This window comes from Pseudomonas sp. LRF_L74 (assembly GCF_965644255.1).
Taxonomy (GTDB): Bacteria; Pseudomonadota; Gammaproteobacteria; order Pseudomonadales; family Pseudomonadaceae; genus Aquipseudomonas.
Window position 1 is genome coordinate 1 of record NZ_CBFFRH010000007.1, and the last position, 25,720, is coordinate 25,720.

Annotated in this window: 24 protein-coding genes, 1 tRNA gene, 1 pseudogene and 1 other annotated feature; of the genes and pseudogenes, 16 read left to right on the forward strand and 10 right to left on the reverse strand. The window is 59.5% G+C overall.

The features are described from left to right. Nucleotides 1–290: 290 nt before the first annotated feature. The 3 genes from ACSZPK_RS17980 to ACSZPK_RS17990 all read right to left on the reverse strand — a co-directional run bounded on the left by ACSZPK_RS17980 (nucleotide 291) and on the right by ACSZPK_RS17990 (nucleotide 3,351). Entirely contained in the window at nucleotides 291–1,214 is a 924-nt protein-coding gene (locus tag ACSZPK_RS17980; protein ID WP_437882883.1) for a hypothetical protein, read from the reverse strand. 9 nt (nucleotides 1,215–1,223) lie between these two features. Beyond that, nucleotides 1,224–2,696, reverse strand: coding sequence for a DUF3696 domain-containing protein (locus tag ACSZPK_RS17985; protein ID WP_437882885.1), 1,473 nt, complete (start codon nucleotides 2,694–2,696; stop codon nucleotides 1,224–1,226). A gap of 415 nt (nucleotides 2,697–3,111) precedes the next feature. Further along, on the reverse strand, nucleotides 3,112–3,351 hold the full coding sequence (locus ACSZPK_RS17990) for a DNA-binding protein (protein ID WP_437882887.1): 240 nt from the start codon (nucleotides 3,349–3,351) through the stop codon (nucleotides 3,112–3,114). Nucleotides 3,352–3,511: 160 nt separating this feature from the next. On the opposite strand from ACSZPK_RS17990, the gene ACSZPK_RS17995 reads away from it, so the two are divergent. From ACSZPK_RS17995 to ACSZPK_RS18010, 4 genes and pseudogenes are all read left to right on the forward strand, one after another. After that, nucleotides 3,512–3,730, forward strand: coding sequence for a DNA-binding protein (locus ACSZPK_RS17995; RefSeq protein WP_437882889.1), 219 nt, complete (start codon nucleotides 3,512–3,514; stop codon nucleotides 3,728–3,730). 56 nt (nucleotides 3,731–3,786) lie between these two features. Next, nucleotides 3,787–4,140, forward strand: a complete 354-nt coding sequence (locus tag ACSZPK_RS18000; protein WP_437882891.1) for a hypothetical protein — start codon at nucleotides 3,787–3,789, stop codon at nucleotides 4,138–4,140. A gap of 50 nt (nucleotides 4,141–4,190) precedes the next feature. After that, a pseudogene (locus ACSZPK_RS18005) lies at nucleotides 4,191–5,400 on the forward strand (IS3 family transposase). Beyond that, nucleotides 4,457–4,573, forward strand: a sequence feature (AL1L pseudoknot). It overlaps the preceding pseudogene by 117 nt. A gap of 114 nt (nucleotides 5,401–5,514) precedes the next feature. Then, nucleotides 5,515–6,327: a phage integrase gene (locus tag ACSZPK_RS18010; RefSeq protein ID WP_437882893.1), complete on the forward strand. Its 813-nt coding sequence runs from the start codon at nucleotides 5,515–5,517 to the stop codon at nucleotides 6,325–6,327. On the opposite strand, the gene ACSZPK_RS18015 is transcribed toward ACSZPK_RS18010, so the two are convergent. The 3 genes from ACSZPK_RS18015 to ACSZPK_RS18025 all read right to left on the reverse strand — a co-directional run bounded on the left by ACSZPK_RS18015 (nucleotide 6,317) and on the right by ACSZPK_RS18025 (nucleotide 8,526). Further along, the gene (locus ACSZPK_RS18015) at nucleotides 6,317–6,946 is read right to left on the reverse strand and encodes a hypothetical protein (protein WP_437882895.1); all 630 of its coding nucleotides are present in this window, start codon (nucleotides 6,944–6,946) and stop codon (nucleotides 6,317–6,319) included. The two genes, ACSZPK_RS18010 and ACSZPK_RS18015, sit on opposite strands and share 11 nt — an antisense overlap. A gap of 104 nt (nucleotides 6,947–7,050) precedes the next feature. Next, nucleotides 7,051–7,124: transfer RNA gene (locus ACSZPK_RS18020), tRNA-Gly, on the reverse strand. Nucleotides 7,125–7,206: 82 nt separating this feature from the next. After that, the gene (locus ACSZPK_RS18025) at nucleotides 7,207–8,526 is read right to left on the reverse strand and encodes an MFS transporter (protein WP_437882897.1); all 1,320 of its coding nucleotides are present in this window, start codon (nucleotides 8,524–8,526) and stop codon (nucleotides 7,207–7,209) included. A gap of 248 nt (nucleotides 8,527–8,774) precedes the next feature. Here ACSZPK_RS18025 and ACSZPK_RS18030 point away from each other — a divergent pair, with 248 nt between their 5' ends. Together ACSZPK_RS18030 and ACSZPK_RS18035 are read left to right on the forward strand one after the other, a co-directional pair. Then, on the forward strand, nucleotides 8,775–9,887 hold the full coding sequence (locus tag ACSZPK_RS18030; protein ID WP_437882899.1) for a sugar diacid recognition domain-containing protein: 1,113 nt from the start codon (nucleotides 8,775–8,777) through the stop codon (nucleotides 9,885–9,887). A 101-nt stretch (nucleotides 9,888–9,988) separates the two neighbouring features. Continuing rightward, entirely contained in the window at nucleotides 9,989–11,140 is a 1,152-nt protein-coding gene (locus ACSZPK_RS18035) for a glycerate kinase (protein WP_437882900.1), read from the forward strand. Nucleotides 11,141–11,205: 65 nt separating this feature from the next. Here the strand turns inward: ACSZPK_RS18035 and ACSZPK_RS18040 are convergent, their stop codons facing one another. Further along, nucleotides 11,206–12,093, reverse strand: coding sequence for a LysR family transcriptional regulator (locus ACSZPK_RS18040; RefSeq protein WP_437882901.1), 888 nt, complete (start codon nucleotides 12,091–12,093; stop codon nucleotides 11,206–11,208). A 96-nt stretch (nucleotides 12,094–12,189) separates the two neighbouring features. Here ACSZPK_RS18040 and ACSZPK_RS18045 point away from each other — a divergent pair, with 96 nt between their 5' ends. The 5 genes from ACSZPK_RS18045 (at nucleotide 12,190) to ACSZPK_RS18065 (ending at nucleotide 18,111) form a co-directional block, all read left to right on the forward strand. Beyond that, a complete protein-coding gene (locus ACSZPK_RS18045; RefSeq protein WP_437882902.1) occupies nucleotides 12,190–12,885 on the forward strand; it encodes a CoA transferase subunit A in 696 nt (231 codons plus the stop codon). A 201-nt stretch (nucleotides 12,886–13,086) separates the two neighbouring features. Beyond that, nucleotides 13,087–13,743, forward strand: a complete 657-nt coding sequence (locus ACSZPK_RS18050; protein ID WP_437882903.1) for a CoA transferase subunit B — start codon at nucleotides 13,087–13,089, stop codon at nucleotides 13,741–13,743. Nucleotides 13,744–13,980: 237 nt separating this feature from the next. After that, entirely contained in the window at nucleotides 13,981–15,159 is a 1,179-nt protein-coding gene (locus tag ACSZPK_RS18055; RefSeq protein WP_437882904.1) for an acetyl-CoA C-acetyltransferase, read from the forward strand. 126 nt (nucleotides 15,160–15,285) lie between these two features. Beyond that, nucleotides 15,286–16,698, forward strand: a complete 1,413-nt coding sequence (locus tag ACSZPK_RS18060) for an MFS transporter (protein WP_437882905.1) — start codon at nucleotides 15,286–15,288, stop codon at nucleotides 16,696–16,698. Nucleotides 16,699–16,938: 240 nt separating this feature from the next. After that, complete coding sequence (locus tag ACSZPK_RS18065) at nucleotides 16,939–18,111, forward strand: MFS transporter (RefSeq protein ID WP_437882906.1); 1,173 nt, start codon at nucleotides 16,939–16,941, stop codon at nucleotides 18,109–18,111. 345 nt (nucleotides 18,112–18,456) lie between these two features. On the opposite strand, the gene ACSZPK_RS18070 is transcribed toward ACSZPK_RS18065, so the two are convergent. After that, nucleotides 18,457–19,578, reverse strand: coding sequence for a beta-ketoacyl-ACP synthase III (locus ACSZPK_RS18070; RefSeq protein ID WP_437882907.1), 1,122 nt, complete (start codon nucleotides 19,576–19,578; stop codon nucleotides 18,457–18,459). 234 nt (nucleotides 19,579–19,812) lie between these two features. Between ACSZPK_RS18070 and ACSZPK_RS18075 the strand changes: the two genes are divergently transcribed. The 3 genes from ACSZPK_RS18075 to ACSZPK_RS18085 all read left to right on the forward strand — a co-directional run bounded on the left by ACSZPK_RS18075 (nucleotide 19,813) and on the right by ACSZPK_RS18085 (nucleotide 21,704). After that, nucleotides 19,813–20,424: a LysE family translocator gene (locus ACSZPK_RS18075; protein WP_437882908.1), complete on the forward strand. Its 612-nt coding sequence runs from the start codon at nucleotides 19,813–19,815 to the stop codon at nucleotides 20,422–20,424. A 2-nt stretch (nucleotides 20,425–20,426) separates the two neighbouring features. Further along, a complete protein-coding gene (locus ACSZPK_RS18080) occupies nucleotides 20,427–21,158 on the forward strand; it encodes a substrate-binding periplasmic protein (protein ID WP_437882909.1) in 732 nt (243 codons plus the stop codon). A 282-nt stretch (nucleotides 21,159–21,440) separates the two neighbouring features. Next, the gene (locus ACSZPK_RS18085) at nucleotides 21,441–21,704 is read left to right on the forward strand and encodes a DUF2790 domain-containing protein (protein ID WP_437882910.1); all 264 of its coding nucleotides are present in this window, start codon (nucleotides 21,441–21,443) and stop codon (nucleotides 21,702–21,704) included. A gap of 30 nt (nucleotides 21,705–21,734) precedes the next feature. Here ACSZPK_RS18085 and ACSZPK_RS18090 read toward each other — a convergent pair whose 3' ends face one another. Continuing rightward, nucleotides 21,735–22,706, reverse strand: coding sequence for a helix-turn-helix domain-containing protein (locus ACSZPK_RS18090; RefSeq protein ID WP_437882911.1), 972 nt, complete (start codon nucleotides 22,704–22,706; stop codon nucleotides 21,735–21,737). A 116-nt stretch (nucleotides 22,707–22,822) separates the two neighbouring features. On the opposite strand from ACSZPK_RS18090, the gene ACSZPK_RS18095 reads away from it, so the two are divergent. After that, entirely contained in the window at nucleotides 22,823–23,449 is a 627-nt protein-coding gene (locus ACSZPK_RS18095) for a cysteine hydrolase family protein (protein WP_437882912.1), read from the forward strand. A 213-nt stretch (nucleotides 23,450–23,662) separates the two neighbouring features. Here the strand turns inward: ACSZPK_RS18095 and ACSZPK_RS18100 are convergent, their stop codons facing one another. Further along, on the reverse strand, nucleotides 23,663–24,082 hold the full coding sequence (locus ACSZPK_RS18100; protein ID WP_437882913.1) for a 3-isopropylmalate dehydratase: 420 nt from the start codon (nucleotides 24,080–24,082) through the stop codon (nucleotides 23,663–23,665). A gap of 198 nt (nucleotides 24,083–24,280) precedes the next feature. On the opposite strand from ACSZPK_RS18100, the gene phoA reads away from it, so the two are divergent. Continuing rightward, complete coding sequence (phoA, locus tag ACSZPK_RS18105; RefSeq protein ID WP_437882914.1) at nucleotides 24,281–25,714, forward strand: alkaline phosphatase; 1,434 nt, start codon at nucleotides 24,281–24,283, stop codon at nucleotides 25,712–25,714. Nucleotides 25,715–25,720: the final 6 nt, after the last annotated feature.

Below are 25,720 nucleotides of genomic sequence, written 5' to 3' on the forward strand. Positions count from 1 at the left end.
TGATCGACTGCCTGCTTTCAAAATCGGCGAAGGCTGAACTTGGCGGGAAATGCCGGGCTATTTCAGACCATCCCTAAGCAAATCAGTCGCAACCGTCTGTAAATTATTGGATTAACCGGCTATGCCTTGCTGTAGCTGTGACAGCTTTAACACATCGGTATACATGCCTGTAATTCCTGTAATTCTCTGCAACACCCCACCGCTCACCGGCATAAGGAATCATACACTATTACCACTGCTCTACCCTGGATGATTTAGAGGTTGATAAATGTGTTGTAGTGAAAACATAATTATATCTTTGAATTGACACATATGTGCATAGACTTTCTGGGCGCGCCCTCAGTTTTGATTGCGTAATATCTTGCAGGTGATCCAGCACTGATATAATGAACTGATATCTCACACTCGCTATTTTTCCATTCTGGATGCAGCCCAAAACAGTCTGTACCACTGGAAAATGATATCTGTAGACGTGCGCCTAAATGAATGTGCCTGTCATGCTTGTCGTCTTGCCCTTTGCTATCAGAGTAGAAACAAGCGATTTCAGCTCTCGGTTTTACTTTTAGAAGCCGCTCTTTGACTGATTTAGCACTTATTGTTGATGCACCGCTCTTGTCGAAATTACTAATGATAGTGACCTTGACATTGTCGCATGCAAATCTAATGACGTTTTCAAAAAAGCAAACCGAGGAATCCTTAATGAATTTGTCATATATCACAACTTGGCGCTCAGCCACAAAATAGTTTCTTATTACTGAATGCTTATAACTGGTTGCTGAATTTAGTAGCAACGTTTGGATTACTGAGTTACCAGGCATGCTAGCAATACTGCAACTCCATGACGTATCAACCAAAGTGACTCCGTAATCCCTTGCTTTGTTAGTAAGCTTTGGGCTTGTGAGGTCTTCTTTAATTAAGAGATGCCCGTTCATGTATGCAGCACCTATATATGACTCATTTAGGCAATTAGAACCATCTAGCCCATAATCCGCCATTTCTTTGTTAGTTACAATTCTAAGTCTATCTTGTGTTGAAAACAGTCGGGCTAGCCAATCTTTTCCGAGTCCACTTCCATCTGACAAGATCTTATCGCTGTAATCATCGATGATGAGATCTGTTACGCCCAGGATAGAGGGCCTCAGTATATCAGCTAGAGTTTCATTGCCTCCGCTGAAAACATCAGCAATAGCGTCGGCATCTATTGTTAGTCTCATGCCCCCCCCTTACGGCTCTATAGCATTGCTCGAGTTGATTTCGGCTATTTTGTTTTTTAGTATTGTTTTAGAAATGTGATAGCTCTCATCAAAGAAGCCTGCTGGCCATCCACCCTCTATCTCTCCCCATTTGTTCAGCTCCATGTTTGTCACTTTCGTCTTATGAAAGTAATAGATTTTTATTTCTTGAGGTTTGATGGCATTTTTCTTGTCCGTCATGCCATTTGATATCTGTAGCTGTAGACCTTTTAATATATGCTCGCTATGAGTTTCTATAATAAAGCGTAGACCGTGCTTAGTAGCGTCCGTCAAGAACTTACCAAATGCAACTTGGGCTTTAGGGTGTAGGTGAAGCTCAGGCTGTTCAATTATAAGTGTTTCACCAGCTTCCATTGCTGCTGCTTGCACTAGAATAGGCAGAACTTGCGAGAACCCAAACCCGACGTCTGAAATAGAGTCTATTCTTCCGCTTGTTGTTGTTTTAAGTCGTACAACGTCGTCATTTTGTTCAACACTGATATTGTAATCTGGAAATATAAGTGCAAACCATTTTGTAAAGTTTTCATATCTTGCTTTGTGTATTTTTGTTTTGGTACGATCTTCAAGAGATTTTTTGTATAGATATGAAAGAGCAAGCGGAGTAGTTTCCCCATTAGTGCCCACATAAGAAGTATGCGCAGAAAGCTTATAACTTCTGTAGGGACTCATTCTTAGCGGGCCTAAATAGTGGACCTTTGCTAATATTGACTCGGTTTGTCGTATAGCTCTTTGAAAAAGATCGTTCTTCATTCTTTTGCTGTTGTAACCATGAGTCCTTTCCAAGTCAGTTTCTACTGAAAAACGATGATCAAATGTTACCTTTGTTGGAATGCTCAAATCCTCAACAAACTTCTTCATCTCGTTCGGAATTCCATTACCAAACCACCATGCGACTGCATTCGGATCTGCTGTGAACTGATAGTAACTTCGTGTCTTAGGCTTCGCGATTTTAATCGATGTGACACTTAAAGCTTCAGGGTTTAACAGTGGGAAAACTGGATTACTTATAAGACTGGATATACTTTGCCCGTCTATTGAGCGAGTGGACTCTACAAAAGAATTTAATTTTGCCTGACTCGTTAGCGTGTCGAACTCGTATATAAACTTATGCTCAGTCTCGTGTTTAGGAGGGGCTCCTTTTTTGTTCGACATGTGATAAGTTTTGTATTCTGAGCTTCTTATGGAAATGCTAAATTTATTTTTGGTGTTGTGGTCTTTTATATAGTCCTTGTATAGACCTAAGTCTACAAACTCACCTTGAGCATTCCAGCTTTGGAATTTATTATTTTGGGAAAAGGTTTGCGCCAGTCCAAGTATAGCTCTGAGCATCGATGTCTTGCCGGAGCTATTTTCTCCGTACACCAAGGTTATTGGTGCTCTTAGATCCATCTCTAACTCAGTAAATTTTTTAAAATTTTCAATCTTTATGCTATTGATATTCATCTGTCGCCCAGTACGTTGCCCGAGAGTGATTAATAGTTTAAAACCAATCACCACAGCGGGTTTTAGTTATTTTTTGTAGGCAGAAACGGTCACTGCTTACATTACATTTTTTGAAGTAATATTTTACTGTCTTCCGATATTCGCAATGTTCAATAATTTCACTGCGCTCGTTCATGAACACGACTGACTAGATAATTCTCGATTATCAGATTGAACCGTTTTTGAGATTCGTAACTCTTCACGTTTTTCGCTGGTGCAGTAGCCAGTTCTTGCTTCTGCGCTGCCATTGCGGTCATGCAGATAGTGATAGCTATAGTTATAGCTACGGCGGTGACTGGTAACTTCATTACGCATCCTTACAAGTGTTATCCATTCCTACGGGCAATCCAGCGCCTAGCTACTTTCTGGGTGATCGCTATCCCGCGTTGGGTCGGTTCAAGTTTCGGTTGGCTTCGTCGTAGTCAGGGCTTGTTTGCCCTATCTCTGGGGCGATCTCGCCGCTTGATAGCCATAGGGCATACTGCGGATAGATCTTCACCAACACATCTATCTCATCAGTACTTACCCTCACCGCGCCTTTGCTCACGCTTTTCCAGCGATCATGATCGCCATTCCCCATTTCGCTGGCTTTCTTCGGCCCCAGCTTCTTAATCAATAAACGTGCTCTATCGGCTGAGCTTGTCATATAGAAAACAATTTCACTTTGTTCGGGGGCATCTATTGCCCTTAAGACACGGCAAGGGATATATTTTCCCCGAGAGAAAATATTGCCCCGGACCTATCGGATTAATGCTGATTATAGTGGATTAAAGCTTATGGATACGGAAGGTCTTGACTCGCAAAAGCTGCACGGAGCCCCGCCCTTGATGCCATGGCAGAAATTTGCCGACTGGATCGGCATGAGCGATGAGCCAATTGTCGTTCGTACCTGGCTAGAGCGCGGCTATATCCCAAGCCTTAAGGTCGGCAAGCGCGTGATGGTCAATGTCGCGTTGCTAACTCATCAGCTCCTTGAAAAGGAGTGGGATGCATGAGTTATGAGCCCCAATCGCTACCTGCGCCTCCCTACACCCCTCTGAGGGCTGACGGCATGAACGATCAACTGAAAACCTTCCTTTCCGATCTGCTGTATACCCTCACGGAATTTCGCAAGTTCGGGGGCTCTCGTTTCGACTCTTTCGTTTATGCACTGGGCAAGATTTCTGCTGCTGAGACCTTGGGCGTTATTGATTACGACCAGTTCAAACTCCTGCGCGATCTTTTGGTGAATGCCAGTTGTCATCAAACCGACCCGTTTCCCTGCGCTGAGAATTCTGGCCCGGTTATGGATGCTCTGGTCGCATGGAGTCGTCGTGAGGCTGCAGCTGTTGAGGTAAAGCCCCCTGTGCAGGTTGCTGAGCCTGAGCCGCTAAAGTCTCGCCCCTCGTGGCTGGATGGGGGGTGAACCGCCCCGGGTATCGCGGAGGCTCCACCTTTTGAAAAACTGGAGCCACTATGCCAAAGCCACCTAAATTCTCCCCTGAAATTCGTGAGCGTGCCGTGCGGATGGTCTACGAAGTCCGCGAGTCGCACGACTCCCAATGGGCAGCCATCGAGGCCGTGTCCAGCAAAATTGGTTGTACCGCCCAGACTTTGAGCAACTGGATTCGCAAGGCGTCTTCTCCTGCCAAGGCCAATGCACCGGAGGATCCCCGGATTAAAGCGATGGAGCGCGAGATTCGTGAGCTCAAGAGGGCCAACGAGATCCTCAAGATCGCCAGCGCTTTTTTCGCCCAGGCGGAGCTCGACCGCCGTTTGAAGTGATCTGGTCGCTTATCGACGAGCACCGCAAATCCTTTGGGGTCGAGCCTCTGTGCCGCGTGCTGCACGTGTCTCCATCGGCTTACCGACGCTATGCCGCACGTTTGCGTGATCGTTCACGACCTTCAGTTCGAGCGATCCGCGACGAGGCGCTTGCCGTGCAGATTCGCTGTGTCTGGCAAGAAAACTACGAGGTCTATGGGGCCAGGAAGGTCTGGCGCCAGATGCATCGCGAACACCAGGCTGTGGCGCGCTGTACAGTGGAGCGCCTGATGCGTGGGATGGGGATATGCGGTGCGACACGTGGAAACACGGTGAAAACGACGCAAGCGGACCCCGAAAATCCCAATCCAAGAGATCGGGTGAAACGTCAATTCACTGCTGAACACCCCAATCAGCTCTGGGTCGCCGATTTCACGTTCGTTTCAACCTGGCAGGGATTTGCCTATGTCGCGTTCATCGTGGATGTCTACTCGCGGTTCATCGTCGGTTGGCGTGTCAGCCGGCACATGCGCACGGAGTTTGTCCTGGATGCGCTGGAACAGGCACTTCACGCCCGTCGGCCAGAGCCCCACCGGCTGATCCATCACAGCGACAGGGGATCGCAGTACCTGTCGATTCGCTACAGCGAACGGTTGGGTGAAGCCGGTATCGAGCCGTCGGTTGGCAGTACCGGCGACAGCTACGACAACGCCTTGGCGGAAACCATCAACGGGCTTTACAAGGCAGAGTTGATCCACAAGCAGGGTCCATGGAAAAGTGTGGAAACGCTGGAGTGGGAGACGCTGAAATGGGTGCGTGGTTCAACCAGCAGCGCTTATTGGAGCCGATTGGAAATATTCCACCCGCTGAGTTTGAGGCACTATACGAACAGAGTCAGGCAGCAATCCCCATTGCTGCCTGACTCAAACACAATAGCCTCCGCGATACCCGGGGCGGTTCAAATTGCCGATCAAAAACGGCTGAAAACCCATCTTGGTCACCTCGTCCGAAAGATAACCGCCGACTGTCTGAGCTTGTGCAGCTCTGGTATGACCTGCACGGTATTCAGCTAACTGACGGCCTCCGTCGTTTCGCTATTCTGAAAGCCTCTGCGCAGTTCATGGGTGATCCAAAAGCCCGTGCTGTTGACGGTGCCTTGATCGCATCTGCGCGTGCTCGCTGGATCGCAAAAGGGGTTACCGGCAAGACTGCTAACAATCGCCTGGGCTACCTCAAGTCCGTTTATAACGAGTTACACAAGCTCGATGTGATCGACTTTCCTTGCCCTTTCAGTCGCATCAAACCAATCCGCTTACAGGAAAAGCCACTTTCCTACCTGACAAAACCCCAGATTACAGAGTTGCTCGATGCACTGCGCAAGCGTACTACAGCCCCACACATCTACATGATTGCGCTGATCTGCTTATCAACCGGGGCGCGTTGGGGGGAGGCTCAGGCGTTAACGCCTACAAGGATTGGGGCGGGGGTGGTGACGTTTGCAAATACCAAGTCAAAACGAGTGCGTGCGGTTCCGGTGACTCAAGCGTTGATCGAATCATTACGCCAGCATTGGTCAGACCATGGCCCATTCACGAATAGCATTGGCGTGTTTCGCAAGGCTCTGCACGAAACTTCAATCAAGCCTCCCAAAGGCCAAGCAAGCCACATTCTCCGCCATACCTTTGCCGCTCACTTCATTATGGGTGGTGGGCATATCGTCACGCTGAAAGAGATTCTTGGTCATGCCTCTCTCAACATGACAATGCGTTATGCACACCTAGCGCCTGAACATTTACATGATGCAATTAGGCTTGGACCAATGGCATCAATCTCACTTGTTACACAATAGGGTTAGCTTGCAAATACGCTTTTGCACGCGTTGCTACCAAATACTTAATAAAATCGCCAGACAGGATTAAGCCTCCTCCAAGGCAAGCTATAAAGCTTATCAATCCATAAAATGGGCCATTTTGTATGTTGGCAAGAAGAAAGAATATGAAGTAATAGATTCCTGCAAAAGGAAAAAAGAATAAGCAAATAGCGCCTAAAGCTGCGCCAACAAAATCCATTTTAGGGATAACTATTTCTGGTTCTGTAGTCAACGGCTTGAATCTAAGGTGTTCAGATATAGCTTTAAGCTGAAAGCGACTCCACTTCCCAACTGCTGAAAGCTTAATCAGGTATTCCATATATTTAGTGCTGGTTGATATTCCTGAGGTAATTCTAAAACATTCAGAAGCTATCGATTCTTCTAGGTAGACATGTAAAGTCTTTCCCACTTCAACTTTTGACTTTAGAGACTCAAGCCTATCAATTCGTCTCTTAACAAAGTACTCATCGTGAAAATCAAATATCTTTTTAGCCGCAGTAATTAGCTTAAGGGCCAATATTAAACATGCAACAACAGTGATGTTGAAATTGCTTATGCCAGTGGTCAGCTTTTCAGCTGTAGATATGAGCCAATCCATGCAGATGAATTCCTTGGGCACTGAGGTCAGCAGGCCGGTTTCGACACCAGCCATCAGCTAAAATGAAAAAGCCCTGTAAAAACAGGGCCTAATCATGCGGATTCTGGAGCGGGCGAAGGGAATCGAACCCTCGTCATGAGCTTGGGAAGCTCAGGTAATGCCATTATACGACGCCCGCTTCGAGCGGCTGACTTTGTACCAGAATCACGCCGCCAGGTGAAGCGCAACATACGGCGCCTCATCTGGCCAAGCGCATGGACTCACGTGGCTTTCGCCTGCGGCAGCGAGCGGCGGCTGACATTCAGGGCGACGATACTGCCCACCACGGTCAGGCCTGCCAGGGAATACAGGGCCACATCGGTGGAGCCGGTCTGGTCCTTGATCCAGCCGACGATATAAGGGCTGAGGAAGCCGGCCATCTGTCCGACCGAGTTGATCAACGCCAGACCGCCAGCAGCCACGCTGGCACTAAGCAACGCGGTGGGCATCGGCCAGAACATCGGCAGGCCGGTCAGCGCGCCCATGGTTGCGATGGTCAGGCCGAGGATGGCGATGGCCGGCACGGCGGCGAAGTTGGCGGCGATGATCAGGCCTCCCGCGCCCATCAGCATTGGCACCACCAGGTGCCAGCGACGCTCGTTGCGGTGGTCGGCCGAGCGGCCGACCAGCAGCATGAATACCCCCGCCAGCAGGTAGGGAATGGCGCTGATCCAGCCAATCACCAGATTGTCGCTGAAGCCAAGTCCCTTGATGATCGACGGCAGCCAGAAGTTGATCGCGTAGACGCCGCTCTGGATACAGAAATAGACGAAGCCCAGTACCCAGATGATCGGCATGGTCAGCACGGACAACACCGAGGCATTGGCGGTGACGGGCCGGCTACGCAGGTCGGCGTCGATCTGCGCCTGTACATGCGCCCGCTCGGCATCGCTCAGCCAGCGCGCATCGGTGACCTTGTCGCAGAGCAGGAGGAACGCCAGCAGGCCGAGTACCACGGTCGGCAGGCCCTGGATGAGGAACATCCACTGCCAGCCGTCGAGGCCGCCCTGGCCATGGGCGAAGTGGTTGAGAATCCAGCCGGAGAACGGCCCGCCAAGCAAGCCGGAAACCGGGATCGCCGACATGAACAGCGCCATGATCCGTCCACGGCGATGGCCGGGATACCACTGCGAGAGATACAGCACGATACCGGGGAAGAAGCCGGCTTCGGCGGCACCGGTCAATAAGCGCAGCACGTAGAACTGAGTGGGCGTGGTGACGAACAGCAGGCAGGTCGACAAGGTGCCCCAGGCGATCATCATCACGCCGATCCAGCGCCGTGGCCCGAAGCGCGTCAGCGCCAGGTTGCTGGGCACGCCGCACAGTACGTAGCCAATGAAGAAAATGCCGGCGCCAAGGCCATAGACGGTTTCGCTGAACTTCAACGCGTCGAGCATCTGCAGCTTGGCGAAGCCGACGTTCACACGGTCGAGGTAATTGAACAGGTAGCAGATGAAGATGAAGGGAATCAGGTGCAGGGTGATGCGGCGATAGACCGTGTCGTCGGTAACGGCAGCATCACGATTCGATGAGCTGTGCATGTCAGTCTCGTCCTCGGAATTTGTTGTTCTTATGCCCGCGGGGGCTGCCTCCGAGCTTGGAGGAGCACAGCCGAATTGTCTTTGTCGGCCCGCACGAGGATGGCGAGCAAACTCTGTTCGATCGCACAATCATCCTCCTCTCGAAGCGTCTCCAGGGCTATCCCCCAAGACCTGCTTTGGGCAAAGCCACAATTGCGCGCCGCATTTGTTGTATGGTTCGGCTGCCTCGGCCAATCTGGTAGCCCGCCATGTTCGAACTGACCCACCCTCTCGCGCAAAACATCGTCGACCGTGCGATGGCGATCCTTCCCTACAACGTCAACGTGATGGATTGCCAGGGCCTGATTCTTGGCAGCGGCGAGGCGCAACGGATCAATACCCGTCACGAGGGCGCGCAACTGGTGCTGGCCAATCGCCGGGTCGTGGAGATCGACGAACAGGCCGCCAGGCAACTCAAGGGCGTGCAACCGGGGATCAACGTGCCGCTGATTCATGACGACCGACTGATCGGCGTGCTAGGCATTTCCGGTGATCCGCAGGTCTTGCGTACCTATGCCGAACTGGTGCGGATGACCGCCGAGATGCTGGTCGACCAGAGCCACATGCAAGCCGAGCAGCATTGGCGCAAGCAACGCTGTGACGATCTGCTGGGCGCGTTGCTCGGTGAGCGGGAGGTGCCCCAGAGGCTGGTCGACGAAGCCCGTCAACTCGGCCTCAAGCCTGGCCTGACACGCACCCCGTGCCTGATCGAACCCGTGGACTCCGGCAGCTCGACGGCACTGATCGACTGGTTGCGCGCACGCTACCCGGACAGTTGGTGCAGCATGCCCAGCATCGGGCTGGTGCAATGGTGCTGCCCCAGTGACGCGCTGGCAGAGCCCGAGCGCCTGGTCGAGCGCCTGGCCAGCCAGGGATGGCCAATCCAACGCCTGGCCGTCGGGCTTCCCGCCAGCGATATCCGTGCTCTGCGCCGTGGCTGCCAGCGGGTCGCCGAACTGCTCGCTTATGGCCAGAGCGTCAGGCCCGATTGCACGTTGTTGCCGATCAACCGCCATCGGCTACCTGCCCTGCTCTGGGCCCATCGCGAAGACGAGGGGGTTAGGGAACTGCTCTCGCCGTTACGCGACATAGTCGCTCGCGACAGTAATGGCCAGTTGATTCGCACCTTGCGCAGTTGGTGCAAACACGACGGCCAGCCCCAGGCCTGTTCCGCAGCCTTGGGGATTCATCGCAACAGCCTGCGCTATCGCCTGGAACGAATCACCGAGATCAGCGGCAAGAACCTGTCGCGTCTGGACCATCTGGTCGAGCTGTACCTGGGATTGCAGTTGCTGGAACCGAATGACGCCGCCGGTTTGTGAACCTGCACAATTCGAACCTTGCCTGCCTGTACACCCGGACAAAGCGAGCGACCCTCGAAGCATGCCAGCATGCGCAATTGCCTGGCCTGGAGCGCCCAACAATGAAAATCATCATCGCCCCCGACTCATTCAAGGACAGCCTCAGTGCCGCCGACGTGGCCAGTGCCATCGCCGATGGTTTGCGCGAGGTGTTGAAGGATGCCGAACTCGTCGAGTTGCCGATGGCCGATGGTGGAGAAGGAACGATCGACGCGATCCTCGCGGCCGTGCAAGGGGAAGACCGCAAATCCCGGGTCAGCGGCCCGCTGGGCCAGCCGGTCGATGCACGCTGGGGCTGGCTGCCGGACTCGCGCACCGCGATCATCGAGATGGCCGAGGCCAGCGGCTTGCAACTGGTCGCCCAGGCGCAGCGCAACGCCTGCGTCAGCTCGACGCGCGGCACTGGCGAGCTGATCCGGCAGGCGCTGGATGCCGGGGCGCGCAAGCTGATCCTGACGATTGGCGGCAGCGCGACCAACGACGGCGGCGCCGGCATGCTGCAGGCCCTCGGCGCACGCCTTCTGGATCGCCAGGGGCATGACCTGCCTCCCGGCGGCCTGGCCCTGGCGCAGTTGGCAACGCTCGACACCGGCACGCTCGATCCACGCCTGGCCGGGCTGGAAGTGGAGCTGGCAGCGGACGTCGACAATCCGCTGTGTGGCCCCAACGGCGCCTCTCATGTATTCGGCCCGCAAAAGGGGGCGAGCGCGGAACACGTGCGGCAACTCGATGCGGCGCTGGGGCATTTCGCCGACTGCACCGCACGCCTGCTCGGCAAGGATCTTCGCGACGAGCCCGGCGCCGGTGCGGCGGGCGGTATCGGCTTTGCCGCCAAGGTCTTTCTCGGCGCCCGCTTTCGCCCGGGTGTGGACGTGGTGGCGCAGATCACCCATCTCGACGCCCGTATCGCGGGAGCCGACCTGGTGATCACCGGCGAGGGTCGCTTCGATGCCCAGACCCTGCGGGGCAAGACGCCCCTGGGCGTGGCCCGTGTGGCAGCCGCCCGCCAGGTGCCCGTGATCGTCCTCGCCGGCACCTTGGGCGACGGCTACGAGCAGTTGTATCGCCACGGCATCCAGAGCGCCTTTGCCCTCGCTTCCGGCCCGATGACGCTGGACGAAGCCTGCGCCAGCACACCTCGGCTGCTGCGTGAGCGGGCGCGTGACATCGCCCGCCTGCTGTTGCTCGGCAAGCGCTTGCAAGGCCTTGCATGAGCGCCCCGTGACCATTCCCATGCGCGTCGCCGGCCGGAGCGACGAGCCGCCGGCGGACGACACGCCTACCCTCCCCGACTGAGCGCCAGCACCGTGTCCGCCAACGCCTGGGCAGCGCTCGAGAGCTGGTGCCCGGCCAGGCACAGCAAACCGACACGACGCTCGATGATCGGCTCGCTCAGCGCCACGCAGCGCGCGCCCAGTTCGATCATCTGGCGCTCGCACAGGCTGGGCACCGCGCTGACGCCCAGGCCCTGGGCAACCATGCGGCCAACGGTGACCAGTTGGTGGCTTTCCAGGGCAACCGGGAGCCGACCGTGCAGTTCGGCGACCTTATCCTCCAGGAGCAGACGCACCGCCGAAGGCCGCTGCAAGGTGATGAACGGCTCGCTCAGCAGTTGCCCCCAGCGGATTTCCTCATGCGCCACCAACCTGGAGTCCACCGGCAGCACGGCGACGAAGCGGTCGTTGTAGAACGGCATGAAATCCAGGCCATCGAGGGTTTCCGGCTCGAAGGCGATGCCCAGTTCGACCCGGCGGTTGCGCAGCATCTCCAGCACCTGTTCGTTGATCACGTCATGCACCGCCACGTTGATCCGCGGGTAGCGATCGCGAAACGCCTTGAGTGCCACCGGCAGCAGGTTGGCGGCGAACGACGGCATCGCGGCGATGGCCACCTTGCCCAGTTGCAGGGTGAAATGCTGACGCATCAGCTCCTCGGCATTATCCCAGTCCGCCAACAACCGACGCGCCACCGGCAACAGCGTTTCGCCCTCCGGGGTGAGCGCGACGCTACGCGTGGTGCGCACCAGCAGCGGCCCGCCGAGGTTGTCTTCCAGGGTCTTGATCGCCAGGCTCAGGGCCGGCTGCGAAAGGTGCAGGCGCTCGCAGGCCTGGGCAAAGCTCAGGCTGTGGGCCACGGCCAGGAAGGCGCGCAGTTGCTTTACGGTCATTAATCAGCCTTTCAAATCAATTAACAGTAAAAACAAAATTAACAAATGAGTCGTCAAAGCTGAAGCTATGCCCATTCAAACAAGAGGCGCAGCGCCATGAGTGGACTCGACAAACGCGTAGACAGTTACCAAGCGGCCCTGGAAGGTCTCGAAGACGGCATGACCGTCCTGGCTGGCGGCTTCGGCCTGTGTGGCATCCCGGAGAACCTGATCGGCGAGATTCGTCGTCGTGGTGTCAGCGGCCTGACCGTGGTTTCGAACAATTGCGGCGTGGATGGCTTTGGCCTGGGCGTGCTGCTCGAAGATCGGCAGATCCGCAAGATGATCGCGTCCTACGTCGGTGAGAACGCGCTGTTCGAGCAGCAACTGCTCAGCGGTGAACTGGAAGTCGAGCTGACTCCGCAAGGCACCCTGGCCGAGAAGTTGCGCGCCGGCGGCGCCGGCATACCGGCCTTCTTCACCGCCACCGGCTACGGCACGCCCGTAGCCGAAGGCAAGGAGGCACGGCAGATCAATGGCCGTCACTACATCCTCGAACCCTCGATCACCGGCGACTTCGCCATCGTCAAAGGCTGGAAGGCCGACCATTTCGGCAACGTCGTCTATCGCCACACCGCGCAGAACTTCAACCCGGTGGTCGCCACCGCCGGGCGTATCACCGTGGTCGAGGTGGAAGAAATCGTCGAGCCGGGCGAACTCGACCCCGCGCATATCCACACGCCAGGCATCTACGTGGACCGGATCATCCAGGGCCGCTTCGAGAAGCGCATCGAGAAACGCACGTTGCGTTAGGGCAGAAATGAGGCAGGAGCGGACGCTTACGTTCACCGTCATTCCCGCGCAGGCGGGAACCCAGAAGCGCTTTTTTATTTGGGTTCCCGCCTGCGCGGGAATGACGGCTATGTACACCGATCATCGGACAAGCGTCCGCTCCTGCCTCATGACAGCCACGTGATTCGCCCTTAATTAACCCATTACAAAAAGGAAATTCCCATGGCTCTTTCCCGCGAACAGATGGCCCAGCGCGTGGCGCGTGAACTGCAGGACGGCTACTACGTGAACCTCGGCATCGGCATTCCGACCCTGGTCGCCAACTATGTGCCCGAGGGCATCGACGTGATGCTGCAATCGGAAAACGGCTTGCTCGGCATGGGCGCCTTTCCCACCGAGGCCGAGGTCGACGCCGACATGATCAACGCCGGCAAGCAGACCGTGACCGCGCGCCAGGGCGCCTCGATCTTCGACTCGGCCGAGTCCTTCGCCATGATTCGTGGCGGCCACGTCGACCTGACCGTGCTCGGCGCCTTCGAGGTCGACGAAAACGGCAACATCGCCTCCTGGATGATCCCCGGCAAGCTGGTCAAGGGCATGGGCGGCGCCATGGACCTGGTGGCCGGCGCCGACAACATCATCGTCACCATGACCCACGCCTCCAAGGACGGCGAGTCCAAGCTGCTCAGCCATTGCAGCCTGCCGTTGACCGGCTGTGGCTGCATCCGCAAGGTCCTCACCGACCTGGCCTACCTGGAGATCGACGACGGCGCCTTCATCCTGCGCGAACGCGCGCCGGGGGTCAGCATCGAGGAAATCGTCGCCAAGACCGCCGGCAAGCTGATCGTGCCGGACGATGTGGTAGAGATGAGTTTCTGAAATTGGGTTGGCTAGACTCGGGGCTGATGAATGGCTGGATAGAGGCAGAAGCGGATGTTCGTGCGATGACCGTTATTACTCGGTGTATTTAGCCGTCATTCCCGCGAAGGCGGGAACCCAGAAGCGCTTTTTTATTTGGGCTCCCGCCTTCGCGGGAGTGGCGGTTAATAATCTTGAACGTCCGCTCCTGCCTCAAAACAGCCAACCCCACACTGAATTTCGACACGGAGAATCACCATGCAAGACGTCGTCATCGTTGCCGCCACCCGCACCGCCATCGGCAGCTTCCAGGGCGCCCTAGCGGCCATTCCCGCGCCGGAACTGGGCGCCGCCGTGATCAAGCGCCTGCTGGAGCAGACCGGCCTCGAGGGCGCACAGGTCGATGAAGTGATCCTCGGCCAGGTACTCACCGCCGGCAGCGGCCAGAACCCGGCGCGCCAGGCGGCGATCCTCGCCGGCCTGCCCCACGCCGTGCCGGCCCTGACCCTGAACAAGGTCTGCGGCTCGGGCCTCAAGGCCTTGCACCTCGGCGCCCAGGCGATCCGCTGTGGCGATGCCGAGGTGATCATCGCCGGCGGCATGGAGAACATGAGCCTGGCGCCCTATGTCATGCCCGCTGCACGCACCGGCCTGCGCATGGGCCACGCCAAGCTGATCGACAGCATGATCAGCGACGGCCTGTGGGACGCCTTCAACGATTACCACATGGGCATCACCGCCGAGAACCTGGTGGACAAGTACGGCATCAGCCGTGAGGCCCAGGACGCCTTCGCCGCCGCTTCGCAACAGAAGGCCGTAGCCGCCATCGAGGCCGGGCGCTTCGTCGACGAGATCACGCCGATCCTGATCCCGCAGAGGAAAGGCGAGCCCATTGCCTTCGCCACTGACGAGCAGCCTCGCGCCGGCACCACCGCCGAGTCCCTGGCCAAGCTCAAGCCGGCGTTCAAGAAGGACGGCAGCGTCACCGCGGGCAACGCCTCCAGCCTCAACGACGGTGCCGCCGCCGTGCTGCTGATGAGCGCAGCCAAGGCCGAATCCCTCGGTCTGCCGGTGCTGGCGCGTATCGCCGCCTACGCCAACGCTGGCGTCGACCCGGCGATCATGGGCATCGGCCCGGTATCGGCGACCAGGCGCTGCCTGGAAAAAGCCGGCTGGCAACTGGCCGAACTGGACCTGGTCGAAGCCAACGAAGCCTTTGCCGCCCAGGCCTTGGCGGTCGGCCAGGAACTGGGTTGGGAGGCGAGCAAGGTCAACGTCAACGGCGGCGCCATCGCCCTTGGCCATCCCATCGGCGCGTCGGGCTGTCGGGTCCTGGTCAGCCTGCTGCACGAAATGATCCGGCGCGATGCCCGCAAGGGCCTGGCGACCCTGTGCATCGGCGGTGGTCAGGGTGTGGCCTTGGCCATAGCCCGGTAGTCGCCGAGTGCATCCTGCAAGCCTCAAGCAAGCGCCTAAAACGCCCCGAGCGGCTTTTAACCTGTGGCTTGTGGCTTGACCTGACCTTTCGGTTAAGCTGACGCCCCCTGATCGCAGGAGGCCCCGATGTCGTCTGAAACCGTCCCCGCCACCCGGCACGCCACGCTCGTATCGCTGCTGGTGGCCGTCACCTTCTTCATGGAAAACCTCGACGCCACGGTGATCGCCACCGCCCTGCCGCAGATGGCGGAAAGCTTCGGCGTAGCCCCGGTCGACCTGAACATCGGCATCAGCGCCTACCTGCTGGCCGTGGCCATTTTCATTCCGCTCAGTGGCTGGCTGGCCGATCGCTTCGGCGCACGCCTGGTATTCGCCAACGCCATTGGCCTGTTCACCCTGGCCTCGGTGCTGTGCGCGATCAGTCCCGACCTGGAAACCTTCGTCGCCTCCCGGGTCCTGCAAGGCATCGGCGGTGCGCTGATGGTGCCGGTCGGGCGCCTGGCGGTCCTGCGCCTGACCGAGAAGAAGGACCTGGTGAAAATGATCGCGGTGATCACCTGGCCCGGCCTGGTGGCACCGGTGCTCGGTCCACCGGTGGGTGGTTTCATCGTCACCCATACGTCCTGGCCCTGGATCTTCTACCTCAACGTACCGCTGGGCCTGATCGCCCTCGCCTTCGCCCTGAAACTGATTCCCGTGCAACGCCTCGGCGAAGCGGTGCGCAGCTTCGATGGCCTGGGTTTCCTGCTGGTGGCCGGCGCCTGCGCGGCGATCATTCTCGGCATGGAGTGGATCGGTGGCGGCAGCGCGACCCTGGCCGCTGGCTTCGGCCTGGGCGCAGTGGGCGTGGTCCTCGCGTTCCTGGCGATCCGCCACAGCAGGCGCCATGCGAGCCCGTTGCTGCCACTGGATGCCGTGAGCCTACAGACCTTCCGCGTCAGCCTGGTCGGCGGTTCGCTGTTTCGCGCGGCGATCAGCGCCCTGCCCTTCCTGTTGCCGCTGTTGTTCCAGCTCGGCTTCGGCCTGTCGCCGGTCACCGCCGGCCTGCTGGTGCTCTGGGTATTCGCCGGTAACCTGCTGATGAAACCCTTCACCACGGCAGTGATGCGCCGCTGGGGCTTTCGCCGGGTGCTGCTGGTCAACGGCATCATCACCGTGCTGGCGATCCTCGCCTGCGCGATTCTCGACGCCGGGATGGCCTGGCCCTGGGTGGCCCTGATCCTGTTCATCGGCGGCCTGTCGCGCTCGATGCAGTTCACCTGCTACAACTCCATCGGTTTCGCCGATGTGCCGAAACAGCACATGAGTTCGGCCTCTACGCTGTTCAGCATGTTCTTCCAGCTCAGCATGAGCCTGGGCATCGCCGCGGGCGCCTTGCTCCTGCGCCTGGCACAGACCCTCCACGGCAACCAGGGCAGCGCCACCACCGCCGACTTCCAGCTGGCCTTCATCGGCGTGGCGGTGATTGCCGTGCTTGCCCTGATCGACATCCTGCGCCTGCCGGCCGATGCCGGTAGCGGGGTGCTGGAGAAACGCTGAGCGATCGCTCCGGCATCGTGGACAACAAATGGCTCGATGCTCTGCGAGCACCAGGGGCCCCCGCCGCCAGGCGTGGATATCGCAGGCATCGCCCAGCTTCTTGTGCGTACATGGCCCGCCCCTGGTCGCCGCCACACACGACCGATTAGGCCCGTCGATGGCGATTATCGAAACGCCGGTGTGTAACCGAAGCGCCGCAGGCTTTAGCCTCTGCGTCCTGATTCTGCCTGGAAGCTCCGCATGTCTTCATCGCATCCACAAATGACCCGCGCCCTGGTGCTGCTGTTCGCCTTCTGCTGCGGCGCCATCGTCGCCAACCTCTACTACGCCCAGCCGATCATCGATCTGATCGCTCCGGACGTAGGCCTGTCCAGCCACGGCGCCAGCCTGATCGTCTCGCTGACCCAGGTCGGCTATGCGCTGGGTCTGTTCTTCCTGGTGCCGCTGGCCGACCTGCTGGAGAACCGCCGATTGATGATCGCCACGGCCTTGGTCGCCAGCGCCAGCCTGATCGGAGCCGGCCTGGCCGAGCAGCCCAATGCCTTCCTGCTGCTGTCGTTGCTGATCGGCATCAGCTCGGTCTCGGTGCAGATCCTCATCCCGCTGGCCGCGCACCTGGCACCGGAGCAATCACGCGGCCGCGTGGTCGGCAACATCATGAGCGGCCTGCTGCTGGGCATCCTGCTCGCACGCCCGCTGGCCAGCCTGGTGGCCGATCACTTCGGTTGGCGCAGCATGTTCATCATCGCCGCCGTGGTGATGCTGCTGATCATCGTCGTGCTGGCGACCCGGGTGCCAGCCTACCGCCCGGCCCACCGCGCCAGCTACGGCCAGTTGCTGGCCTCGCTCTGGCACCTGTTCGCCCGCCTGCCGGTGCTGCGCCAGCGCGCACTGTACCAGGCGCTGATGTTCGGCGCCTTCAGCCTGTTCTGGACCGCCGTGCCACTGGAACTGGGCCGCGTGCATGGGCTGTCGCAGACGCAGATCGCCCTGTTCGCCCTGATCGGCGCCATGGGCGCCCTGGCCGCGCCGCTGGCCGGTCGCCTGGCCGATGCCGGGCATACCCACAAGGCATCGCTGGTGGCCCTGGCATTGGGCGTGGTCAGTTTTCTACCGGTGCTGGCGGTCCCTCGGTTCGCCCTCGGCGCCCTGGCCTTCACCGGCGTGGTGCTGGACCTGGCCGTGCAGATGAGCATGGTCCTCGGCCAACGGGCGATCTACAGCCTCGACCCGCACAGCCGCGGACGCCTGAATGCGCTGTACATGACCAGCATCTTCATCGGCGGCGCCAGCGGCTCGGCGCTGGCCAGCCCGCTCTACGAACAGGGCGGCTGGACGGCGATAGTGCTGTTGGGCAGTGCCCTGCCGCTGGTGGCGTTGGTGTGCTTTCTGCTGGGGCGCAGAGAGGGCTGAAGAGTCCTGTATTCAGACGTCTTTGATCAGGCCAATTATCGAAGTCAGATAGAATTTTGGGTTTCGCCCTGCTGGGCGAGTCACTTTTGGCAATTGCCCCAAAAGTAACCAAAAGGTCTCTGCCCCCAGCATACGGCCCCGTCTGCGCCGGGGTTCCTTCGCTCCATCAACGCTCCGAGGGCGCTCAGCGACGGGCCATCCATGGCCCAACGCTGCTCTCGCGGCATCCATTCCGCTCGACCCTCTACGCGCTGATTCCACTCAGCCTTCTGACGGGGCGTTTAGTGTTGCTTGATCGTTCGTGAAAGAAGAGCTGAAAGCTAAATCAATGGCCAGAAAGCTTTCTCAGCGTTTACGCAGGATCACGCTGCCAATCGAATAACCGGCGCCGAACGAGCTGAGCACGCCGAGGGAGCCGGTGGCGAGGTCGTCCTGGTTCTTGTGGAAGGCGATCACCGAACCGGCCGAACTGGTGTTGGCGTAGGTGTCGAGGATCACCGGCGCCTCGTGCGCCTCGGCATCGCGGCCGAGCAGCTTGCGCACGATCAGCAGATTCATGTTGAGGTTGGCCTGGTGCAGCCAGAAGCGCTTCACGTCGCCAACGTTCAACTGGTTTTCCTGCAGGTGCGCGGCGATCAGCTCAGCGACCATCGGGCAAACCTCCTTGAACACCTTGCGGCCTTCCTGGACGAACAGTTTGTCCAGCGCCCCGATGCCCTCTTCCGCCGCGCGGTTGAGGAAGCCGAAGTTGTTGCGGATGTTGTTGGAGAACTGCGTCACCAGCTTGCTGGAGAGAATGTCCCACTGGTGGGACGAGGTGGCCAGGTCGGCACGTTCGACGATCACCGCCGTGGCGCCATCGCCGAAGATGAAGTGGCTGTCGCGGTCGCGAAAATTCAGGTGGCCGGTACAGATCTCCGGGTTGACCATCAGCACCGCGCGGGCCTGGCCGGTCTGTATCGCACTGGCGGCGGCCTGGATGCCGAAGGTGGCCGAGGAGCAGGCGACGTTCATGTCATAGCCCCAGCCCGTGATGCCAAGCGCCGCCTGGACTTCGATGGCCACCGCCGGGTAGGCACGCTGCAGGTTGGAGCAGGCGACGATCACCCCGTCGATATCGGCCACGCTCTTGCCGGCGCGCTCCAGGGCCTGCCTGGCCGCAGCCACGGCCATTTCGCAGAGGATGCCCCACTGCTCGTTGGAACGCTCGGGGATGCGCGGCACCATGCGCTCGGGGTCGAGGATGCCATCCTTGTCGATCACGAAACGGCTCTTGATCCCGGAAGCCTTCTCGATGAAGGCCACGCTCGACTCGCCCAGTGCCTCGATTTCGCCGCGCGCGATGGCTTCGGCGTTTTCGGCATTGAAACGCTGCACGTAGGTATTGAACGAAGCCACCAGTTCTTCGTTGGAGATACTGTTCGCCGGCGTGTACAGACCGGTGCCACTGATGACGGCATTGTGCACGGGGTGGTTCCTCTTGTTCAGGTCACGCGACCTGGCGGCAGATGGCCGTCAGCGCGAAAATGGATACGAACGCGGCCCCATCGCCAGCGTTCGAGCGCACAGAGTGTGCCATAGGCCGAGGCCGTCCGTCCGCCAACCAGACGGGCGAACACGCCAAGATCCTGTACGAAACGGCTGTCATCCAATGCCACTCTGCGATTACAGTCATGCCTGTACTTGCCTGGAAAGTCTTCGATGGCCCTGCAACTCTGGTTGTTGTACCTGATCGCCGTCGCCGGCCTGTCATTGACGCCCGGTCCGAACAGCTTGCTGGCGCTCAGCCATGGCGCGCGCTATGGCCATCGCCGCGCGCTCTGGACCATTCTTGGCGGGATGACCGGTTTCGCCCTGCTGATGGCGCTGTCCATGTTCGGCATCGGCGCCTTGCTCAAGGCTTCGCAGCATGCCCTCACGGTACTCAAGATCGCCGGGGGGCTTTATCTGGTCTGGCTCGGTATCCAGCTCTGGCGTTCGCCGCCACTGAGTCTGGGCGCACTGGGCATGGGCCAGCCAAGAGCGGCCCATGCCCTGTTCCGCCAGGGCCTGCTGTCGGCCTTGTCCAACCCCAAGGTGATCCTGTTCTTCGGCGCCTTCCTGCCGCAATTCCTCGACGCCCGGGGTGACCTGCTGGTGCAGTTCGTGGTCATGGCCGCCACCTTCACCCTGGTCGAAGGGATGGTCGAATACCTGCTGGCGCGTACCGCGCAGCATGTCAGGCCCTGGCTGGAGCGCAGCGGCAAAGGCTTCAATCGCGCCTGCGGCGGCCTCTTCGCCATGATGGGCCTGGCCCTGCCACTGACGCGCTGACCATGCACCGCGCCTGCCTGTCACTGCTCCTTGGCCTGGCTCTCAGCTGTGCCGCCGAAGAGCGCCCCCTGCGCTTCGCCATCGCCGAAAGCTCGGTGATGCCCCTGCTTCAGCAACGGGGAGACCGTGCCGAGGGCGGCATTCTCTACGACCTGCAAATGCGCATGGCGGAAAAGGTCGGGCGCAAGGCCGAATTGCTGGTGATGCCACGCAAGCGCGTGCAACAGATGCTCGTCGATGGCGAGATCGACGTACGTTGCAACGTCAACCCGGCCTGGCTGCATGAATCCCACTATCAGTACATCTGGAGCGTACCGTTCATGGTGCAGCGCGACCTGCTGGTGGGAATGCCCAACAGCCCGGCGGTGCAGGACCTGGCGCAACTGCACGGCGAAACCATCGGCACCGTGCTGGGCTACAGCTACCCGACCTTGCAGCCGTTGTTCGACAGCGGCGAGCTGCGACGCGACGACGCCCGTACCCAGGAACTGGTGCTGGCCAAGCTGGTTGCCGGACGTTATCGCTATGCGGTGAGCAATGAACTGTCGCTGAACTGGTTCAGTCGCCAGCATCACCAGCAGGCATCGCTTCGAGCGATGCTGAAAATCACCGAAGACCTTGCCGCCTGTATCGTGCGCGACGAACCCGATGTGCCGACCATGCGCCTGCTTCGCGCCCTGGTGCAGATGAGCAACGATGGCGAGTTCCAGGCGATCCTGGGTAAATATCGCTAGCGGCTGTCGCCGTTTCGTCACGGCCACGACGGAGCCAGTTTTACTGCGTGCGATGTGTCCTGGCGGGCCTGGCCGGGGCACGGCCGTTGTGATTGCAGGCCCGCCTCCATCGACCATGCTGATGCTCACTAACGAGCGCATCAATTTTTTCGATCCGCGCTCTGGTGGTTTCATTAGCCCCGTACAGAGCGGCCCCCAGCGACCTGTCAGCCACGCTTGAGCCATCCGCGCCAGTGCTCCTCGCCGCTCTACTCCGACAGCCAGATTCGAGAGACCGCCAGCATGAAAAAGATCGCTTCGTTCGTATCCGCCATCATCACCAGCGCCGCTCCGTTCGCCTTCGCCGATGCCAGCAGGCCCGACGCTGGCGTACCCACCGTGGATTACCACTACGGCATGAACCTGGATATCGACAAGGTCATCAGCCGCACCGACAACTCCAGCCAGCAGGGCGTGGTGCCAAGCATCCTGGTCTACCGCGACAGCCAGGGCGAAGTGCACAAGGTGCGTTTCCTCGAATGGGGCGGCAAGTCCAGCCAGCAGTGATGAGGCAGGCTGGAAGTTCCCACTCTGCGTTCACGGCCGGCATCCCGTTGCGTTCATGCCCTGGAATGTCTGCCGATAAGCGCTGGGGGAAACGCCAAACGCCTTGGTGAAATGCTGGCGCAGCGACACCACCGAGCCAAAGCCAGCCTGCTCGGCTATCGCCACCACCGATTGCAACGTGGTTTCCAGCAAGCGCTGGCTCAACGCCAGGCGCTCGGCCAACAACCAATTACCGACGGTGGTGCCGGTCAACTGGCGGAAATGCCGGGTGAACGTCCTGCGACTCATCAGTGCCTTGCTCGCCAGCCCGTCCAGATCATGCGCCTGATGCAAATTCCCCCTGACCCAATCGAGTAGTCCGGCGAGACGATCATCCCGCGCACTGGCCGCGACTGGCTGCTCAATGAACTGCGCCTGCCCGCCCTGGCGATGCGGCGCGACCACCAGGCGCCGGGCCACCCGGTTGGCCACCTCGGCGCCCCAATGCTGGCGCAACAAATGCAGACAGCAATCGAGGCCGGCCGCGGTTCCCGCCGAGGTCAACAGATTGCCGTCGTCCAGATAGAGCACGTCGGCATCCACCTTCACCGCCGGATAACGCTGGTTGAAATCGTCGACCCAAGCCCAGTGCGTAGTGGCACGACGGCCATCGAGCAGCCCTGCTTCGGCCAGCACATAGGCACCCAGGCACAGGCCCACCAGCCGTGCGCCACGCCGATGGGCCGCCACCAGGGCATCGAGCAGGGCTTGCGATGGACGCTCCAGGGTGTCGCGCCAACTCGGCACGATCACCGTGTCGGCACTCTCCAACACCTCAAGACCACAATCGACTGTGATGCCGAAGCCGGCCGTAGTGCGCAACGGACCAGGCTCCGCCGCGCACACCTGCAGGTCGTAAGCGCCCTCCTCGGGAGAAAAATCGCCGAATACCAGGCATGGCACGGAAAGGTGAAACGGGCTGATCTGGTCGAAGGCGACCACGGCGATGCGATGGGCGGGCATGGCGGAGACTCAATGTGTTTGGCCCGATTCTATCGCCATCTGTCATCCGGGCCACTCACGATTCATCGTTTCATGCGCCGAAAATGGCCCTCATCACAACCCCGGAGGCAATCCCCATGAGCCAGTCCCCACGCCGCGCCCTGATCGTCATCGATGTCCAGAACGAATACTTCACCGGCAACCTGCGAATCGAGCACCCGCCAGTCAGCCAGTCCCTGCCAAACATCACCCGGGCCATGGATGCAGCCCAGGCCAAGGGCATTCCCGTGGTCGTGATCCAGCATTTCGCCCCAGCCGATTCGCCGCTGTTCGCCCGTGGTGGCGAAATGGTCGAGCTGCACCCGGAAATCGCCAGGCGACCGCGAGATCTGCATGTGGAAAAGACACTGGCCAGCGCACTGGCCAACAACGAACTCGGCGCCTGGTTGCGCGAGCGGCGGATCGACACCCTCAGCGTGGTCGGCTACATGACCCACAACTGCGATGTTTCTACCGTGTTACAGGCAAGCCATGAGGGCTGGCAAGTCGAACTGCTGCACGACGCCAGCGGCTCTCTGCCCTACGACAACGCCGCAGGCAGCGCCAGCGCCGAGGAAATCCATCGGGTGATGACCGTGGTCATGCACAGCAGCTTCGCCGCCGTTGCCTCCACCGAGCAGTGGCTGGCCGCCGTGGAGAACGCAGAGGAGTTGCCCAGGGACAATATCTACCTGTCCAACCAACGGGCCATTGGCAAGCGCTGATGCTCAGACGCGCTATTGAGTCGGAGTCAACGTCTGGTGGTTTTTAGGCAGGAGCGGACGTTCAAGATTATTAACCGTCACTCCCGCGAAGGCGGGAGCCCAAATAAAAGGCGCTTCTGGGTTCCCGCCTTCGCGGGAATGACGGAGGAATAACGAACGTCCGCAATTGCCTCGAATCAGCCTTCGGCCTTGAAACCGTCGATGGATCGAGGGTCACTCGGCGACGATATCGAAGCCGCCCTGGTTGCCGCTGGTGATACGGAACCGATACGACTCGCCGACCGCCACCGGCACCGCCAGCTCACGCCGCAGGCGACCCTTGCCACACAAGGTGTCGTCCTGCTCGTCGATGGCGATACCGACCACGCGTGTGCCGCTAGGTACCTGGAAACTGATTTTCTCGCCCTGGCCAATGCGGGCGGCCAAACGCCGGTCGATCTTCAGCGCGATGTAGCAACCCGCGCCCATGCCGCCGAAATCGCGCTCGACGATCACCTGCCCGCCATCCTTGAGCGGCTGCTGATAAGCCAGCGCACGATCCGTCGCCACCGTTCTCACATTCTCCGGATCGCCCTTGAACGACGAACAGCCCAGCGCTGCCAGCAGCGGCAGAACCACGAGAATCGAACGCATTGCAGCCCTCCTTGGGCGATGAAATGAACGGGCGAGTATGGCATGGCAGGAGGCTTGCGGCTTGCCTTCCCCTGTCATCGCCTCGTAACGATCAGCCCTTACCTTCGCTTTGCTTACTACATGCGGAGGCCAGGGAAGCACTGGCGCAGTCCCGGAAAGCACAACCACTTCGATCAGCTCCAACAGGGACTTCCTTCCATGCGCACTCGCTATCCGCTGACGCTTTCGCTTCTTTCCGCCGCCCTGCTCGGCACCTCGATTCCGGCCTTCGCTGACGACGAAGCCGAAGCCCGCGCCCTGATGTACCGCCAGGCCCGTGGCGATGCCAGCGAGTTCGGCGGTGCCCGTCGTGTGAGCCAAGAGTTGACCGACGCACTGAAAGCCCAACTGACCGACAAGACCGCGAAGAACGTCATCCTGCTGATCGGCGATGGCATGGGCGACTCGGAAATCACCATCGCGCGCAACTACGCCCTGGGTGCCGGCGGCTTCTTCAAGGGCATCGACGCCCTGCCCTTCACCGGCCAGTACACCCACTACGCCCTGGACAAGGAAACCGGCCTGCCGAACTACGTGACCGACTCGGCTGCCTCCGCCACCGCCTGGTCCACCGGCGTGAAGAGCTACAACGGGGCGCTCGGCGTGGACATTCATGAACAACCGCATCGCACCCTGCTGGAAATCGCCAAGCAGAACGGCAAGGCCACCGGCAACGTCTCCACCGCCGAGCTGCAGGATGCCACCCCCGCCGCGCAGTTCTCCCACGTGACCGCACGCAGTTGCTACGGCCCGAAGGTCACCTCGACCACCTGCCCGAGCAATGCCCTGGAGAATGGCGGCGCCGGCTCGATCACCGAGCAACTGATCAACACCCGCGCCGACGTCACCCTGGGCGGCGGCGCAGCGACCTTCGCCGAGACCGCCACCGCCGGCAAATGGGCAGGCCAGACCCTGCGCAAGCAGGCCGAGGCCCGCGGCTATGTGGTCGTGGAAAACCTCAATGCACTCAAGCGCATCACCGCCGCCGACCAGAACAAACCGCTGCTCGGCCTGTTCGCCCAAGGCAACATGCCGGTACGCTGGCTCGGTCCGAAGGCCAGCTACCACGGCAACCTCAACCAGGCCGCCGTCACCTGCGAAGCGAACCAGGCCCGCACCAAGGACATCCCGACCCTGGCCGACATGACCAGCAAGGCCATCGATCTGCTCAAGGGCAACAAGAAGGGCTTCTTCCTGCAGGTCGAAGGCGCGTCCATCGACAAGCAGGACCATGCCGCCAACCCCTGCGGCCAGATCGGCGAGACCGTCGACCTCGACGAAGCCGTGCAGCGCGCCCTGGCCTTCGCCAAGGCTGATGGCAACACCCTGGTCATCGTCACCGCCGACCATGCCCACACCAGCCAGATCATCAGCGCCGACGCCTCGTCGCCCGGCCTGACCCAACTGCTGACCACCAAGGACGGCGCACCGATGACCATCAACTACGCCACCAGCGAAGGCTCCTCCCAGGAGCACACCGGCACCCAGTTGCGCATCGCCGCCTATGGCCCGCAAGCCGCCAACGTCACCGGCCTGACCGACCAGACCGACCTGTTCTTCACCATCCGCAATGCGATGAATACGAAGAACTAGGCCTTA